A 16,393-nucleotide genomic window follows, 5' to 3' on the forward strand; every position below is an offset into this window, starting at 1 on the left:
CCTATTCCCCCACGCTGCCGGTGACGGGCAGGACGATGCCCGTGATGTAGCTGGAACAGGCGGGCGAGGCCAGGAAGACGTAGGCGGGCGACAGTTCCTCGGGCTGGGCCGGGCGGCGCATGTCCGTGTCCGCGCCGAATGTCTGGATCTCTTCCGGCGATTTGTCGGCCGGATTGAGCGGCGTCCACACGGGGCCGGGCGCGATGGCGTTGACGCGGATGCCTTTTTCCAGCAGGTTGCCGGCCAGCGCCATGGTAAACGCATGGATGGCGCCCTTGGTGGTGGAATAGTCGAGCAAGTGTTTCGAGCCTTGCAAGCCCGTCACGGAACCCGTGTTGATGATGGCCGCGCCCCGCTGCAAGTGGGGCAGCACGGCCTTGGCCATGTGGAAGTAGCCGTAGACATTGGTCTTCATGGTCAGGTCGAAGCGCTCCTCGCTCAGGTCGAGCAGGGATTCCGCGTGTTCCTGGAAGGCGGCGTTGTTCACCAGCACGTCGATATGGTTGAACTTTTCCATCACCTGACTGACGGCTTGCTGGCAAAAACCGTGGTCGCGCACGTCGCCGGGGAGCAGCAGGCAGCTCTGGCCTTCCGCTTCCACATAGCGCTTCGTTTCGTTGGCGTCTGCGTGCTCGTTCAGGTAGATGATGGCCACGTCGGCCCCTTCGCGCGCGTACAGCACGGCCACGGCGCGGCCGATGCCCGAGTCGCCGCCCGTGATGATGGCCACCATGCCGGCCAGCTTGCCGCTGCCGCAATAATCGGGCGCCAGGAAACGGGGCTTGAGCTGCATGGCCGCTTCGGTGCCGGGCTTGGCCAGGTGCTGGGCGGGCAGGGGCGCGCCGGGCTGGCTGCGGCTGCTCGTCTGCACGGGCTGCTTATTGTCCACGTTGGCCGCCCTGGGTGGCCTGGCGGCGTCGCGCTGGTCCTGCTCGTGCTGTATCGTGCGCTGCAAGTTGCCCGCGGACTGGTCCTTGTTCTCGTTCATGCTGGCCTCCCTCAAAACGAAGGTCCAGTATCGGCGCGGCAGGGGCGCCATACGGTGCGCTTGTTAACAGAGTGGCGCAAACAGGCGTAAAATTATATGATGATTGACCTTATTGTGGGAGGCAGCATGAAAGTGAGCAGGGAACAGGCGGCGCTGAACCGCGAGCGCATCGTTGAAACGGCGGCCAGGTTGTTTCGCGAAAAGGGCTACGATGGCATCGGCGTGGCCGACCTGATGAAGAATGCGGGCCTCACGCATGGCGGCTTCTATGGCCATTTTGCCTCCAAGGAAGATCTGATGGTCGAGGCATGCCAGCATGCGCTGGATAAATCCTTGCAAGGGTGGCAAGCCAAGGTCGAGCATGACCCCAAACAGGCGCTGCCGGCCATCATCGACAACTATTTGACGACGAAGCACCGCGACCAGCCCGGCACGGGCTGCCCGGCGGCGGCCATGGGCGTGGACGTGGCGCGCATGTCGCCCGGCGCGCGTCCCGCGTTTACCAGGGCGACGCAGCGGCAGTTCGCGCTGCTGGAAGGATTGTTGCCGGAAGGCGATCCCACGCAGCGGCGCCAGCAGGCGATCGCCACGTTTGCCGCCATGGTGGGTGCCATGGTGCTGGCCCGTTCCGTCGATGACGACGGCCTGTCGGCGGAAATCCTCGCGGCCGTGAAGGCGCAATTGCTGCCGGACTGATCACGCGCCCCTGTCAGCCGGCCGCGCCGCATGATAGGCTTCGGTTTTCAGATTTCGGGATCATTCATGCTGCTCTGGCTCAGGCAATACCGGCGTCCTCTGTTGGCCGGAGACATCACCGCTGGTATCGTGGTGGCCATGATGATGGTGCCGCAAGGCATGGCTTACGCGCTGGTGGCCGGCTTGCCGCCCGTGGTGGGCATCTATGCCAGCATCTTGCCGCCCGTGCTGTACGCGTTTTTCGGCAGCAGCATGACGCAATCGGTCGGCCCCATGGCCATCGTCTCGCTGATGACGGCCGCCGCCCTGGCGCCTTTGGCCGATCCCGGTTCCTCCCTGTACATCGTGCTGGCCGCCCAGCTGGCCTTCATCAGCGGCCTCGTCCTGCTGCTGTGCGGCGTGCTGCGCCTGGGCTTCATGGCCAGCTTCTTATCGCGTCCCGTGATCAGCGGTTTCAGCAATGGCGCCGCCATCCTGATCATCTGGGGCCAGATCACGCCCTTGCTCGGCGCGAGCCTGCCGCACTGGCATGCGCCCAGCCTCGTGCTGGGGCTGGCCAGCCTGGTGTTCCTGTGGCTGGCCAAACGTTATCTGTCGCGCCTGCTGCAACGCTGCGGCCTGAATAGAGTCGCCGCCGACGTGGGCGCGCGCCTGGCGCCGATGCTGCTGGTCATCAGCGGCATCGTGCTGGTCACGTATTGCGGCCTGGACCGCATGGGCGTGCAGACGACGGGCCACGTACCGAGCGGCTTGCCGGGCCTGAACTTGGCCACCTCGGGCGCCCATTGGCGCACCTTGCTGTCGCCGGCGCTCTTGATCGCCTTCATCGTCTTTTTGATGAGCATGTCCGCCGCGCAGACGCTGGCGCAAAAGCGCGGCGAAAAGCTGCACACGAACCGGGAACTGCTGGGCCTGGGCGCGGCCAACGTGGCCAGCGCACTGTCGGGTGGCTTTCCCGTTACGGGGTCCATTTCGCGCTCGGCCGTCAATTTCCAGGCGGGCGCCAACACGCCGCTGGCCAGCATCATCACGGCCGGCCTGCTGGCGCTGGCGCTGGTGGCGCCCACAGGCTGGCTGGCCCTGCTGCCGTTGCCCGTGCTGGCGGCCACCATCATCTTTGCCGTGTCCAGCCTGCTGGACTGGGATACCTTGAAGTTGTCGTGGCGCTATGACCGCAGCGATGCGCTGGCCCTGCTGGCGACGACGGCCGGGGTGCTGGTGCTGGGCGTGGAAGCGGGCGTCGTGATCGGCGTGCTGCTGTCGATGGGCACCCTGATCTGGCGTGCCAGCCGCCCCCATATCGCCGTGCTGGGCCGCATTCCTAATAGCGAGCATTTCCGTAACGTCGAGCGCTACGAGGCGCAAACCCTGCCCGACGTCTTGCTGCTGCGCATAGACGCGGGCTTGTTCTTCGGCAATGTCGAAGCCGTCACGGAGCGCGTGGAGGACGAGTTGCGCGGCCATCCGACGGCACGCCACCTGGTGCTGGTCTTGTCAGCCGTCAACCAGATCGACAGCACGGCCTTGCTGGGCTTGATCGAGCTCAACAGCGCGCTGAGCAAGCGTGGCATCAGCCTGAACCTGGCCGAAGTGAAAGGCCCCGTGATGGACCGCCTGCGCCAGAGCAGTCTGCTGCAAGACCTGAGCGGAAAACTGTATCTGAGCACGGCGCTGGCGACGGCCGACCTGAGTGGAGGAAACGCATGACGATGGAACTGAATCTGCACGGCGATGCGCGCGCCGTCGACACCGTCCTGGCGCTGGAACAGGCGCTGACGGAAGCGCGCGCCCTGGCCCAGTGCGAACTGTGGCTGACCCAGGCGGCGGACGCGGAGCAGGGCCCGGCCCTGTGCATGCTGCGCAATGGCGGCAACGCCTGGCTGATGTACCTGTCGGGCCAGGACGACCTGAGCTTTCATTCGCTGGGCGACGAAGAGGCCGACGGCGCGTGCAGCTATCTGCTGGCGAATGGCCAGGTGGACGAGTATCCGGAAGCCTGGTGCGTGGACGTGGCGCTATGCCATCGGGCGCTGGCCGAGTTTGTCGCGACGGGCGGTGCGCGTCCCGCCAGCATCGCGTGGCAGGCGGATTGACATGCCGCAAACCATCATCGCCGACATCGACAGGGACTTGTACGCCGCGCTGGACGCCAGGGCAGGCTTGCTCACGCTGCGCGCCATCCTGCTGCGCTACAAGGCCAGTGGCGTGACGGCCGCGCCAGTGGCCGGCCTGCTGCAGGAACTGCGCCCCGCCACGCAGGAGGGGCCGCTGGAAGACGCGATACTGGACGCCCTCGACATGGTGACGGGCTGGTGCGGGCCGGCGTTAAGGGTCTGGGACGACCATGCATCCTGAAAAAGTCAAACAGGTGGCACGGTTGCCGGCGCAGCAGCGCTACGGTTATTTCGTGCGCAAGGCGGCCGATACGCAAGAAGTCTGGGGTTTGTATCACGATGGCTGGGCCACGGCGCACGCACACGGCAAGGTGGCGATACCGTTCTGGCCCGAAGCCGCGTTTGCGCAGGCGTGCGCCAGCGGCGACTGGGCCGCTTACCAGCCGCGCGCCATCGCGTTCGCTGATTTTCTGAACAAATGGTTGCCCGGCATGCAGGAAAATGAGCAGCTGGCTTTCCTCTTTCCCGTGCCGCAAGGCAGCGCCAGCGTCGCGGCGCCTTGCGATTTGCTGGCGGACTTGCAGCAGGAGGCAGAACAATATGAGTGAGCGCAATGAACGCCTGGATGCCTGGTATGACGGCTCGGCCGTCTGCCTGATCGCCGTCGGCGCGCACGGCGCCCCGCTGGACCTGGGCGACGATGAAGTGCGCGCCCTGATCGCGAAGCTGCAGCGCTGTCTGGCCGAGTCCGAAGCAGCTTCGGCGGCGAGCGAAGACTGACGGCTCAGGCCGCCGCCAGCGCCTTTTCCATCGCCATGCTGGCCAGGCTGATGCCGCTCGGGTGCGCATACGCTTCTTCGCGCAAGGCGATAAAACCGGCAGCAGCGTAAAACGGCACGGCGTTCAGCGAGGCGGACAGGTGCAGGCGGCCGATGCCGCGCTGGCGCGCCAGCTGCTCCAGCGCCGCCAGCAGCCGCTTGCCGATACCCAGCCCCGCGCGGGCGGGATCGACGAAGACGGCATCGACTTCATGTTTATTGATGTCCAGCATGGCATAGCCGGCGATGACCTCGTCCTGCATCGCGACGATGCCGCCGCCCTCGGCCAGCATGGCTGCATACGCGTCCGGCACGGGCGAAGCCGTCCACACGGCAATTTTCCCGGGCGCATAGTGCGCGGCGCAACCGACGCGCACTGCCACGGTGCGCAGGGCCCACAGGGCGGCCATGTCGGCGGGCAGGGCGGGACGCAGGGCGATGGTCATGGACGCTTTCCAGGCAAAGGCCCATGCTAGCGCAATCGGATGCAGGTGGCCAGCACTGCCGCCCCGCAAGAAAAGATTGCCCGAAGGAATAGACTTGCCCATCCAGTTGACGTTATCATGTTTTTGTAAGTGTCGGTGGCTGGCAAGCCGGCGCATTGGTGAAACATGGTGACAGGCGAAAGCGGGCGTGGGCATGGCGAATGATGCGTGATGTGCCGGGCGGCGTGAGGTCTGGTGGTGGAATGGGCAGGGCAGCGGCGCGCCGCTGCTGCCGCGCATTGCTGCTGGCGCTGTGCCTTGCCACCGGCGTCGCCGCGGCCGCTGCGCCCCTTCCCGCTCCCGCTCCCGCCCATGGCCAGCGCATCCTCTTCCTCAATGCTTACGATTACGGCCGCGCCGGCGTGGAATCGTACACGCGCACCTATGTGGCCGCCATGACGGCGGCCGGCCTGGCCAGCGAAGATATCATGGTCGAGCACCTGAACCTGAATACCCAGGGCGACCCCGCATTGCGCAATGAGATGCGCGATTTGTTGCTTTTAAGATACACCCAGATGATGGGACGCAAGGTCGACCTGATCGTCGCCATGCAGCAGCCGGCGCTCGATTATCTGGTGTCGGACCTGGCGCCGCTGGCGCGCGGCGTGCCCGTGCTGGCGATCAATACCTCGGGCAAGGCCTTGCCTGCGGGCAGTCCTGCCGTCATCTGGCAGCAAAAGGCGAATGTCGATTTCCCCGGCACCCTGGCGCAGGCGATGGCGCTGTTTCCTGATACCCGGACCATCGTCATGGCCGTCGGCGCCAGCGAGGCCGACCAGGTCCTGAAGCGCAGCATGCAGCAGGCGGCGCAGGCGTGGCGGGGCAAGGTGGCCATGCAGTATCTGGACGGCCTGACCCTGGCGCAGATGCGCGCGGCCGTCGCGCAGCTGCCCGCCGATACCGTATTGGTGGTGAGCAACGTCAACCGCGACGCGGCCGGCGCGATCGCCACGCCCGTGCAGTTTGCCGGGGAACTGGCGCGGCTGGCGAACGTGCCGGCCTTCGGCATGTACAACGCGAATGTGGGCAAGGGCATCCTCGGCGGCTCCATCCTGCATATCGAACGGGCCGCGCAGCAGGTGGCGCAGATGTCGCTGGCGCTGCTGGCGGGCAAGGCGCCTGCCGCGCCGGGCGCCTTGCTGCCGCCCGCGCATCCCGTGCCCATGTATGACTGGGAGCAGCTGCAGCGCTGGGATGCCGACATCAGCCGCCTGCCGCCGCACGCGCTGTTCGTCAACCGTCCGCCCGAACTGTGGCATGAGCACCGCGCCGCCGTGCTGGCCGTGGGCGCCGTGTTCATCGTGATGGCGGGCCTGCTGAGCGCCTTGCTGCTGCAGCGCCGGCGCTTGCGCCGCGCCGAGAGCGAGGCGCGCGAAAGCGAGCAGCGCTTCCGCATCCTGGTGGAGCACGCGCCCGAAGCCATCGTCGTGTATGACCTGGACCTGGACCGTTTCATCGACGCCAACAGCAGCGCGCAGCGCATGCTGGGCATGTCTCGCGCAGAGCTGCTGGCGAAGGGGCCGTTCGACCTGTACAGCGCGGAGCAGCCCGATGGCCTGCCTTTGGGCCTGATGGTGGAAGAGCATTTGCGGCGCGCCATGCTGGGCGAACCCATCCACGTGGAGCGCCATGTACGGCGCGCCGACGGTTCCGTCTTTCCCTGCGAAGTGCGGCTGGTGAAATTGCCGATGGAAGGGCGGCGCCTGGTGCGCAGCGGCATCGTCGACATTTCCGAGCGCAAGCACAGCGAACAGGAGCTGCTCGGCTACCGCGACCACCTGGAAGAACTGGTGCAGCAGCGCACGGCGGCGCTGTCCGTCGCCGTCACCGAGGCCGAATCGGCCAACCGCGCGAAGAGCGTGTTCCTGGCCAACATGAGCCATGAGCTGCGCACGCCCCTGAATTCCGTGATCGGCTTTTCGCAGATGATGGCCGATTCAAGCAGCATGTTCGAGGAAGAAAAGCACAACCTGGCCATCATCAACCGCGCCGGCCACCATTTGCTGACCTTGATCAATGACATCCTCGAACTGTCGAAGATCGAGGCGGGCCGCATGCAGCTGCAGGCGGGGCCCGTGGACTTGAACGGCTTGCTCGACGAGGTGCTCGAGATGGTGCGCATGCGTTCGGGCAGCCAGGGCATCGCGCTGCGGCTCGAGCGTTCCAACGTGCCGCCGCTGGTGCATCTCGATGGCGCCAAGCTGCGCCAGGTGCTCCTCAATTTGCTGTCGAACGCGCTCAAGTTCATCGAGCAGGGCAGCGTGACCCTGTCGCTCGCGTGCCAGCCGGCCGGCGACGATGGGCAGGTGGCGCTGGCGTTCGCCGTGCGCGATACGGGCAGCGGCATCGCCGAGCAAGACCTCGAGCGCATCTTCGAGCCGTTCGTGCAGGCCGACAGCGCCGTGGCGCAGGCCGGCACGGGGCTGGGCCTGACCATTTCGCGCGAATTCGCGCGCCTGATGGGCGGCGACCTGCGCGTCGAATCGACGCTGGGCGAAGGCTCCATCTTCCATTTCGACCTGCGCGCGCCGCTCGTGCTGCGTCCCGCCGCCGCGCCGCTGGCGCCGGGACGGGTGGCGCGCCTGCCGCCGGCCCAGCGCGGGCGCACGGTGCTGCTGGTCGACGATGACGAGAATTGCCGCAAGCTGCTGGCCGGGCTGATGGCGCCGCTGGGCTTCCTGCTGCAGGAGGCGGCGGGCGGCACGCAGGCGCAGGCGCTGCTGGCCATGCAGCGCTACGACCTGGTGCTCAGCGACTGGCGCATGCCGGACATGGATGGCCTGGCCCTGACGCGCTGGCTGCGCGGGCAGGCGGGACTGGCGCAGCCGCGCCTGGTGATCATGACGGCTTCCGCTTTCGAGGAAGAAAAGCAGGAGGCGCTGGCGGCCGGCGCCGACGGTTTCCTGCGCAAGCCGATCGAGCAGGAGCACCTGTTTGCCATGCTGGAGCAGCAGCTGGGCCTGCGCTTCCAGCGTGCCGCCGCCCAGGTGCCGGGCATGCAGGGAGCGCCGGCGGCGGCCTTTGATTTTCAGCAGGCGCTGGATCAGCTGGGCGCGGCCGAACGGCAGGCATTGCTCGAATCGGTGCAGGCGCTCGACTTGCGCCGCAGCGCCATCGTGCTGGCCGGCGTGGCCACGCGCTGGCCGCAGCTGGCCGCGCATGTCGCCGTCATGCTGGAGCAGCACGAGTATCAGCAGCTGTGCGCGGCGCTGGCGCCGTGCGCCGACCTGCCGGCCATGGACGCCACCCTGCGCCAGGGGGCCGACGCATGACGCGGTCCCCTCCCGAGAATACGCGCCTGGGCGGCGTCTCCATCGTGCTGGCCGTGAGCGTGGCGCTGACCTTTGTCGTCACCGCGCTGCTGCTGGTGTTTGCCGTGCTGTTTTACCAGTCCGAACGCGAGGAGCGCTGGCAGCAGCTGTACCGCAGCCTCTCCGTCAGCGCCGACCAGCTGGCCGTGGCCATCGAACTGCCGCTGTGGAACCTCGATGAAAAGCAGATGCTGGCCATCATGCGCAGCACGCTGGGCAAGCGCGACCTGGTGGCCAGCGCGCTCACGCCCGGCATCGGCAGGGAGGCGCTGGCCCTGCGCCGCAATGCGCACGGCGGCTTCGACAGCCTGTCCGTGCTGCCCGACGATGCCGGCCTGCTGGTGGCGAGGCGTCCGGTGACGATGGCCGGACAGGTCATCGGCGGCGTCGCCGTGTATGCCACGCCGGCCCTGCTGCACGCGCAGCTGCGCCAGCGCGCGCTGGCCATCGGCGCCATGATCGTGGCGCTCGACGTGATCCTCGTGGCCAGCATCTGGCTCGTGCTGTGGTGCCTGATGCTCAAGCCCCTGCGCGCCATCGGCCAGTACGCGGCCGGCGTCAGCGCGGGGCAGAGCGAGGCCTTCGGCACGCCGCCGCAAGCGTGGTTCGCGGGCGAGCTGCGCACCCTGTACCGCTCGATCCGCGACATGGTGGCGCTGCTCGACAGCCGCTACCGCGCCTTGCAGCGCAGCGAGGAGCGCGTGCAGATGGCCACGGGCGCGGCCAGCATCGGCATCTGGGACTGGAACGTGATCGGCGATGAACTGCAGTGGGACGAGCAGATGTACGCGCAGTTCAAGGCCGATGCGGGCAGCGGCACGCCGCCGGCGGCCATCTGGCGCGCGGCGCTGGTGCCGCAGGATGTGGCGGCGACCAAGGCGGCCCTGCGCGCCGCGCTGGCGTCCGGTCACGCGTTTTCGCACGAGTACCGCATCCTGTGGCCCGATGGCGGCATCCGCTACATCAAGGCCGACGCCGTGATCTTCCGCGACGGCGCGGGCCAGCCCATGCGCCTGGTCGGCTCGAACTACGACATCACGGCGCACCGCGAGGCGGAGCTGGAACTGCTGCGCCACCGCCACCACCTGGAGGAGCTGGTGGACGAGCGCACGGGTGCGCTGTCGGTGGCGGTCAGCCAGGCGCAGGCGGCCAACCGTGCGAAGAGTACCTTCCTCGCCAACATGAGCCACGAGCTGCGCACGCCCCTGAATTCCGTGATCGGTTTTTCACGCCTGATGGCCGCCTCGCCCAACATGCAGCCCGATGAAAAGCGCAACCTGGCCATCATCCACCGCTCGGGCAATCACTTATTGACCTTGATTAATGAAATCCTCGAGCTGTCGAAGGGCGAGGCGGGACGGCTGCAGCCGCAGGCGGAAGTGGTGGCGCTGGCGCCGCTGCTGCAGGAAGTGATGGACATGCTGGGCATGCGCGCCGAGCAGCAGGGCCTGGCGCTGCGCCTCGATTGCGTGGCCGTGCCGCAGGCGGCCGTGCTCGATGCGACGCGCCTGCGCCAGGTCTTGCTGAACCTGATGTCGAACGCCGTCAAGTTCGCGGGCGGCGGCAGCGTGACCTTGCGCGTGCGCGGCGAGCGGCTCGACGGCGATGCATGGCGGCTGTCGTTCGCCGTCAGCGACACGGGCGTCGGCATCGCCCTCGACGACCAGCAGCGCATCTTCGAGCCCTTCGTGCAGGCCGACAGCGCGGGCGCCAAGGATGGCACGGGCCTGGGGCTGGCCATCTCGCGCGAATTCGTGCAGCTGATGCAGGGCGAGCTGACGGTGGAGTCGGTGCCGGGGCAGGGCGCCACTTTCCGTTTCAGCATACCCGTGCAGGCGGCTCCGGCGCCATCGGTCGCGCTGGCCCCAGCGCCGGCGCCATTGCCGCAGCCGCCAGCGCCCGACATGCGGCCGGCGCTGCGGGCGCAGGACCTGGCGCCGCTGGCGCAGGACGAGCGCGCCGCCTTGCTGGCGGCGCTGCGTGCATTGAACCTGGCCCGCGTGGCGCAGCTGCTGGCCGCCTTGCCGGCGGCGGCGGGGCCGTTGCTGGCGCCATTGCAGGCGATGCTGGAGCGGCACGAGTATCGCCAGCTGTGCGCGCTGCTCGAGGCGGAGGACGCGCCGGCGCAGCCGTGAAAGTGTGGACTGACAACATCGAATTGTTTGAAAAGACGGCCAAAGTGCCGCTGGTGGATGGTGCTAAATTGCAATAAAGATTATGATGATGGTATGTAGTTCACCGCAAAGAAATGTCTTGTCCAGTGTGGCGCCAGTGCGCCGCGCCTCATCCAAAGCTGAGAGAACTGCTACATGCACCGCGATTTTTCGGAAGTGAACGCCAAGGGCGAAGTACTGATCGTTGAAGACACGCCGGCTTCGCTGAAACTGTTGAGCGACTTGCTGGGCGGCGCCGGGTATGCGGTGCGCCAGGCGCCGAATGGCGAACTGGCCCTGTGGACGGCGCAGGCGCGCCCGCCGGAGCTGATCCTGCTCGACGTGCGCATGCCCGGCCTCGACGGCTTTGAAGTGTGCCGCCGCCTGAAGGAGATTCCCTCGCTGCGCCAGGTGCCCGTGATCTTCCTGTCGGCGCAGTACGATACGGATGACAAGGTGCGCGGCTTCGCGCTGGGCGCCGTCGACTTCATCGCCAAGCCGTTCCAGGCCGAGGAAATCCTCGCCCGCACCGACGCCCACGTGCGCCTGGGACGGGCGCAGCTGCAGCTGGCGCAGGAGCGCGCCAACCTGGAACGCCGCGTGGCCGAACGCACGGCGGAGCTGGAACAGGTGGCCAGCACGCTGGCGCGCGAAGTGCAGATCCGCCGCGCCAACGAGGAATTGCTGCGCCTGTCCGGCCAGGTCTTCGAAGCCACCCAGGACGCCATCCTGATCACCGATCCGGCCGGCGTCATCGTCACCTCGAATCCCGCGTTTACGCGCATCACCGGCTATACGGCGCAGGAAGTGCTGGGCACCGACATCATGCGCCTGCACGCGCAGTACACGGGCGAAGCCGTGCTGCTGGCCATGCGCCAGGGACTGCGCAGCAGCGGCTGCTGGTCGGGCGAGGTGCAGACGCGGCGCAAGAGCGGCGACACCTATCCCTGCCTGCTCAGCGTCTCCACCGTGCATGGCCCGGACGGCGCCGTCGTCAATTACGTGGGCGTCTTCCTCGACATCAGCGAGCGCAAGGCCGAGCAGCACCTGATCGATTTCCTGTCCTACCACGACGCGCTGACGGGCTTGCCGAACCGCGTGCTGATGCGCGAGCGCTTCGAACAGGCGCGCGTGAACGCCGTGCGCGACGGCCAGCAGGTGGTGCTGATGTGCCTGGACCTGGACCGCTTCAAGAACATCAACGACTCGCACGGCCAGGCCGTGGGCGACAAGGCGCTGCAGGTGGTGGCGCGCTTCCTGACGGGCTGCGTGCGCGAAGGCGACACGGTGGCGCGCCAGGGCGGCGACGAATTCCAGATCCTGCTGCAGGACGACGCCCTGCTGGGGCGTACGCTTGCGCTGGCGCAAACCATCCTGGCCGGCCTGCGCGGGGAGCTCAGCGTCGACGGCGAGCGCCTGGCCCTGACCACCAGCATCGGCATCGCCCTGTGTCCGGCCGACGGCGACAGCCTCGACGACCTGCTGCGCCACGCCGACACGGCGCTGGTGCGCGCCAAGGAAATGGGGCGCGACCACTACGCCTTCTTCACGGAGCGCATGGGCAGCGATATCCGCGCCCGCCTGGCCATGCAGCAGCAGCTGCGCGGCGCCATCGGCCGCGATGAATTCGAGGTGCACTACCAGCCGCAGATGTGTCTGCGCACGGGCGCCATGCTGGGCGCGGAAGCGCTGCTGCGCTGGGACAATCCGGTATTGGGCAAGGTGCCGCCCGGCCTGTTCATCGCGCTGGCCGAGGAATACGGCTCGATCACGGCCATCGGCGAATGGGTGCTGGAAAGCGTCTGCGCGCAGATCCGCAGCTGGCACGACGCGGGCCTGGGCAGCATCAAGGTGGCCGTCAACCTGTCCGGCAAGCAGTTTGCGCAGGACCGCACGGTGCCGTTCGTCGAGGCGACCCTGCGCAAGTACGGCATCGCGCCGGCCTGCCTGGGCATCGAAATCACGGAAAGCACGGTGATGGGCGATCCGGACAAGGCCGTGGCGGCCCTCACGCGCCTGAAGGATATCGGCGTCGGCATTTCGCTCGACGATTTCGGCACCGGCTATTCCAGCCTGGGCTACCTGAAGCGCTTTCCCATTGACGTGCTGAAAATCGACAAATCCTTCGTCGACGACGTCACCACCAGCAGCAGCGACGCGGCCATCGCCCGCTCCGTCATCTCGCTGGCGCACAACCTCGACATGCGCGTCATCGCCGAAGGCGTGGAAACGCGCGCGCAGGTCGATTTCCTGACGGAGCACGGCTGCGACGAAATGCAGGGCTATTATTTCAGCCGCCCGCTGGCCGCCGCGCCCTTCACGGCGCTGCTGCGCGAACGGCGCGTGCTCGACGTGGCGTAAGCACGCCGCCGCGCCCTGCATGCGCCGCGGTGCGCCGGCCGCACCATTGCGGTGCGGCTGCCGCAGGACGGTGCAGCATTCTCACCATTCCTTCTCTTGAAGCTGGCACATATCCTGCTTAGGTCATTGCTTATTTACGCGATCGCCCCGCATGCCAGACAGCACCTCTCCAGCCACGCCCCATGAGGCCAGCGCGCACAGCGCCTGGCAGGCACGTTTGCGCCTGGGCTTTGCGCTGGACGCCGGCGTCAGCCGCCTCGTCGAGCGCACCCACAGCGGCCCCCTACGCGTGCAAAAGCCGCTGTATCCGGAAGGCGAAGGCGTCTGCCACGCCATCATCATCCATCCGCCCGGCGGCGTCGTGGGCGGCGACCAGCTGGCCGTGAACGCCACGGTGGGCGACGGCGCGCATGCCTTCCTGACGTCGCCGGGCGCCGCCAAATGGTACCGCGCCAACGGCCACGTCTCGGGCCAGCACGTCGCGCTGCGCGTCGGCGCCGGCGCGGCCATCGAGTGGCTGCCGCAGGAAAGCATCTTCTTCGACCAGGCTTGCGTGCGCCTGCGCCATGAAGTGGAGCTGGCGACGGACGCCAGCTACATCGGCTGCGACATCGTCTGCCTGGGCCGCAGCGCCTCGGGCGAAACGTTCAACACCGGCAGCATCGCCCAGCACGTGCAGATACGCCGCGGCGGCAAGCTGCTGTGGTGGGAGCAGGGCGTGCTGGCCGCCGGCGGCGCGCTGATGGCCAGCCCGCTGGGCCTGGCCGGCCACAGCGTGTGCGCCACCCTGATCGGCGTCGGCCCGCCGCTTGTCCCCGCTGTGCTGGCCGCCTTGCGCGAGATCAAGGTGCCGGCCGGCGCCGCGTTTGGCGCCACGCAGATGAAATCGCTGGTGGTGGTGCGCCTGCTGTGCGACGACAGCGAGGCGGCGCGCCACATCATGCTGGCCGCCTGGCAGCTGCTGCGGCCCGCCTTGCTGGGGCGCGACGCTGTTGTTCCGCGCAGCTGGAATACCTGACGATGAAAGGAAAGACATGGACCTGACTCCCCGCGAAAAGGACAAGCTGCTGATCTTCACGGCCGCATTGCTGGCCGAGCGGCGCCTGGCGCGCGGCCTGAAGCTCAATTACCCGGAAGCGGTGGCGCTGATCAGCGCCGCCATCATGGAGGGCGCGCGCGATGGCAAGTCGGTGGCGCAGCTGATGTCGGACGGCACAAGGATACTCGCGCGCGCCGACGTCATGGACGGCATCGCCGAGATGATCCCCGACATCCAGGTGGAAGCGACTTTCCCCGACGGCAGCAAGCTGGTGACCGTGCATCACCCGATACCGTAGTTTTCTGACCGGCCAGGGCGCCATCCGCGCCATGGCTGTTTTGCGCCGGCGACCGGCCGGCAAGCGTTGCGATCTTTGAAGGAGTCCCACATGACCCCAGGCGAGTACAGATTGGAAGAGGGCGAAATCAGCCTGAATGCGGGCCGCGCCACGGCCACCGTGGTGGTGGCCAACCGGGGCGACCGGCCGATCCAGGTCGGCTCGCATTTTCACTTTTTCGAAGTCAACCCGGCGCTGTCGTTCGAGCGCTGGCGCGCGTATGGCATGCGCCTCAATATCACGGCCGGTACCGCCGTGCGCTTCGAGCCGGGCCAGCAGCGCACGGTGGAGCTGGTGGCGCTGGCGGGCGAGCGCAAGGTCTTCGGCTTCAATGGCGAAGTGATGGGCGAACTGCAGGACACCCCACCGGGAAAGGATTGAGATGGCCAGCATTCCCCGCAGCGCGTATGCCGAGATGTTCGGCCCCACCACAGGCGACCGCATCCGCCTGGCCGATACGGAGCTGTTCATCGAGATCGAGCATGACTACGCCATCTACGGCGAAGAAGTGAAGTTCGGTGGCGGCAAGGTGATCCGCGACGGCATGGGCCAGTCGCAGCGCTGCGCGGCCGAGGTGATGGACACCGTCATCACGAATGCCGTCATCCTCGACCACTGGGGCATCGTGAAAGCCGACATCGGCCTGAAAAATGGCCTGATCTTCGGCATCGGCAAGGCGGGCAATCCGGACATCCAGCCCGGCGTCACCCTGGCCATCGGCGGCGCCACGGAGATCATCGCCGGCGAAGGCATGATCGTCACGGCCGGCGGCGTCGACACGCACATCCACTTCATCTGCCCGCAGCAGATCGAGGAGGCGCTGATGAGCGGCGTCACCACCATGCTCGGTGGCGGCACGGGACCGGCCGTCGGCACGGCCGCCACCACCTGCACGCCGGGGCCATGGCATCTGCACGCCATGCTGGCGGCCGCCGACGCCTTTCCGATGAACCTGGGCTTCATGGGCAAGGGCAATGTCAGCCTGCCGCTGCCCCTGGAAGAGCAGGTGCGCGCGGGCGCCATCGGCCTCAAACTGCACGAGGACTGGGGCAGCACGCCGGCCGCCATCGACAACTGCCTGTCGGTGGCCGAGCGCATGGATATCCAGGTGGCGCTGCACAGCGACACGTTGAACGAAGGCGGCTTCCTCGAGCACACGCTGGCCGCCTTCAAGGACCGCACCATCCACACCTTCCACACGGAAGGGGCGGGCGGCGGCCATGCGCCCGACATCATCGCCGCCGTCGGCCAGGCCAACGTGCTGCCTTCGTCGACCAATCCCACGCGCCCGTTCACCGTCAACACGCTCGACGAGCACCTGGACATGCTGATGGTGTGCCACCACCTGGATCCGGCCATTGCGGAAGACGTGGCGTTTGCCGAGTCGCGCATCCGCCGCGAAACCATCGCCGCCGAAGACATCCTGCACGATATCGGCGCCATTTCGATGATGTCGTCCGATTCGCAAGCCATGGGCAGGGTGGGCGAAGTGATCCTGCGTACCTGGCAGACGGCGCACAAGATGAAGGTGCAGCGTGGCGCCCTGGCGCCCGACACGGCGCGCAGCGACAACTTCCGCGCCAAGCGCTACATCGCCAAGTACACGATCAACCCGGCCATCACGCATGGGATTTCGCACGTGGTGGGCTCGATCGAGGCGGGCAAGATCGCCGACATCGTGCTGTGGAAGCCGGCCTTCTTCGGCGTCAAGCCGTCGATGATACTCAAGGGCGGCATGATCGCCGCCGCGCAGATGGGCGACCCGAACGCCTCGATTCCCACGCCGCAGCCCGTGCACTACCGGATGATGTTCGGCGCCTTCGGCGGCGGCCTGAAAAAGTCGTTTACCTTTGTCTCGCAGGCGGCCTACGAGCTCGATATCGGCCACCAGCTCAAACTCAATAAATCCGTCATCGCCGTGAAAAACATGCGCGGCTTGCGCAAGCACGACATGGTCCACAACAGCGCCACGCCGCACATGGAAGTGGACCCGGAAACCTATGCCGTGCGCGCCGACGGCCAGCTGCTGGTGTGCGAAGCGGCCGCCGTGCTGCCCATGGCGCAGCGCTATTTTCTATTTTAAGGGGGAGA

15 protein-coding genes are annotated in these 16,393 nt (G+C 67.2%); 13 read left to right on the forward strand and 2 right to left on the reverse strand.

Going from position 1 to position 16,393, the window contains the following annotated elements:
• Position 1: 1 nt before the first annotated feature.
• On the reverse strand, positions 2-988 hold the full coding sequence (locus YQ44_RS08790) for an SDR family oxidoreductase (RefSeq protein WP_071323049.1): 987 nt from the start codon (positions 986-988) through the stop codon (positions 2-4).
• Between the two features lie 126 nt (positions 989-1,114).
• Here YQ44_RS08790 and YQ44_RS08795 point away from each other — a divergent pair, with 126 nt between their 5' ends.
• From YQ44_RS08795 to YQ44_RS08820, 6 genes are all read left to right on the forward strand, one after another.
• The gene (locus tag YQ44_RS08795; RefSeq protein ID WP_071323050.1) at positions 1,115-1,684 is read left to right on the forward strand and encodes a TetR/AcrR family transcriptional regulator; all 570 of its coding nucleotides are present in this window, start codon (positions 1,115-1,117) and stop codon (positions 1,682-1,684) included.
• Between the two features lie 66 nt (positions 1,685-1,750).
• Positions 1,751-3,391 (forward strand): SulP family inorganic anion transporter, encoded by a 1,641-nt coding sequence (locus YQ44_RS08800; RefSeq protein WP_071323051.1) that lies wholly within the window; start codon positions 1,751-1,753, stop codon positions 3,389-3,391.
• A complete protein-coding gene (locus tag YQ44_RS08805; protein ID WP_156894742.1) occupies positions 3,388-3,777 on the forward strand; it encodes an Imm1 family immunity protein in 390 nt (129 codons plus the stop codon). Before YQ44_RS08800 ends, YQ44_RS08805 begins: the two co-directional genes overlap by 4 nt.
• Before the next feature lies 1 nt (position 3,778).
• Entirely contained in the window at positions 3,779-4,039 is a 261-nt protein-coding gene (locus tag YQ44_RS08810; RefSeq protein ID WP_071323053.1) for a hypothetical protein, read from the forward strand.
• Positions 4,029-4,406: a DUF2750 domain-containing protein gene (locus YQ44_RS08815; RefSeq protein ID WP_071323054.1), complete on the forward strand. Its 378-nt coding sequence runs from the start codon at positions 4,029-4,031 to the stop codon at positions 4,404-4,406. The genes YQ44_RS08810 and YQ44_RS08815 overlap by 11 nt, the downstream gene beginning before the upstream one ends.
• Positions 4,399-4,578 carry a hypothetical protein gene (locus YQ44_RS08820; protein ID WP_071323055.1) on the forward strand — a complete coding sequence of 60 codons (180 nt, stop codon included), beginning with the start codon at positions 4,399-4,401 and terminating at the stop codon, positions 4,576-4,578. Before YQ44_RS08815 ends, YQ44_RS08820 begins: the two co-directional genes overlap by 8 nt.
• A gap of 4 nt (positions 4,579-4,582) precedes the next feature.
• On the opposite strand, the gene YQ44_RS08825 is transcribed toward YQ44_RS08820, so the two are convergent.
• Entirely contained in the window at positions 4,583-5,062 is a 480-nt protein-coding gene (locus YQ44_RS08825; RefSeq protein ID WP_071323056.1) for a GNAT family N-acetyltransferase, read from the reverse strand.
• Positions 5,063-5,262: 200 nt separating this feature from the next.
• Here YQ44_RS08825 and YQ44_RS08830 point away from each other — a divergent pair, with 200 nt between their 5' ends.
• The 7 genes from YQ44_RS08830 to ureC all read left to right on the forward strand — a co-directional run bounded on the left by YQ44_RS08830 (position 5,263) and on the right by ureC (position 16,385).
• Complete coding sequence (locus tag YQ44_RS08830) at positions 5,263-8,373, forward strand: sensor histidine kinase (protein ID WP_083411717.1); 3,111 nt, start codon at positions 5,263-5,265, stop codon at positions 8,371-8,373.
• The gene (locus YQ44_RS08835) at positions 8,370-10,547 is read left to right on the forward strand and encodes a sensor histidine kinase (protein ID WP_071323058.1); all 2,178 of its coding nucleotides are present in this window, start codon (positions 8,370-8,372) and stop codon (positions 10,545-10,547) included. The genes YQ44_RS08830 and YQ44_RS08835 overlap by 4 nt, the downstream gene beginning before the upstream one ends.
• Positions 10,548-10,721: 174 nt before the next feature.
• Positions 10,722-12,926 (forward strand): EAL domain-containing response regulator, encoded by a 2,205-nt coding sequence (locus tag YQ44_RS08840; protein WP_071323059.1) that lies wholly within the window; start codon positions 10,722-10,724, stop codon positions 12,924-12,926.
• Positions 12,927-13,077: 151 nt separating this feature from the next.
• The gene (locus tag YQ44_RS08845) at positions 13,078-13,944 is read left to right on the forward strand and encodes an urease accessory protein UreD (protein ID WP_071323060.1); all 867 of its coding nucleotides are present in this window, start codon (positions 13,078-13,080) and stop codon (positions 13,942-13,944) included.
• Positions 13,945-13,960: 16 nt separating this feature from the next.
• Positions 13,961-14,263, forward strand: a complete 303-nt coding sequence (locus YQ44_RS08850; protein WP_071323061.1) for an urease subunit gamma — start codon at positions 13,961-13,963, stop codon at positions 14,261-14,263.
• A 90-nt stretch (positions 14,264-14,353) separates the two neighbouring features.
• Positions 14,354-14,683, forward strand: coding sequence for an urease subunit beta (locus tag YQ44_RS08855; protein ID WP_071323062.1), 330 nt, complete (start codon positions 14,354-14,356; stop codon positions 14,681-14,683).
• Position 14,684: 1 nt separating this feature from the next.
• The gene (gene ureC, locus YQ44_RS08860) at positions 14,685-16,385 is read left to right on the forward strand and encodes an urease subunit alpha (protein WP_071323063.1); all 1,701 of its coding nucleotides are present in this window, start codon (positions 14,685-14,687) and stop codon (positions 16,383-16,385) included.
• Positions 16,386-16,393 lie beyond the last annotated feature (8 nt).

The organism is Janthinobacterium sp. 1_2014MBL_MicDiv (genome assembly GCF_001865675.1).
Lineage (GTDB): Bacteria > Pseudomonadota > Gammaproteobacteria > Burkholderiales > Burkholderiaceae_D > Janthinobacterium.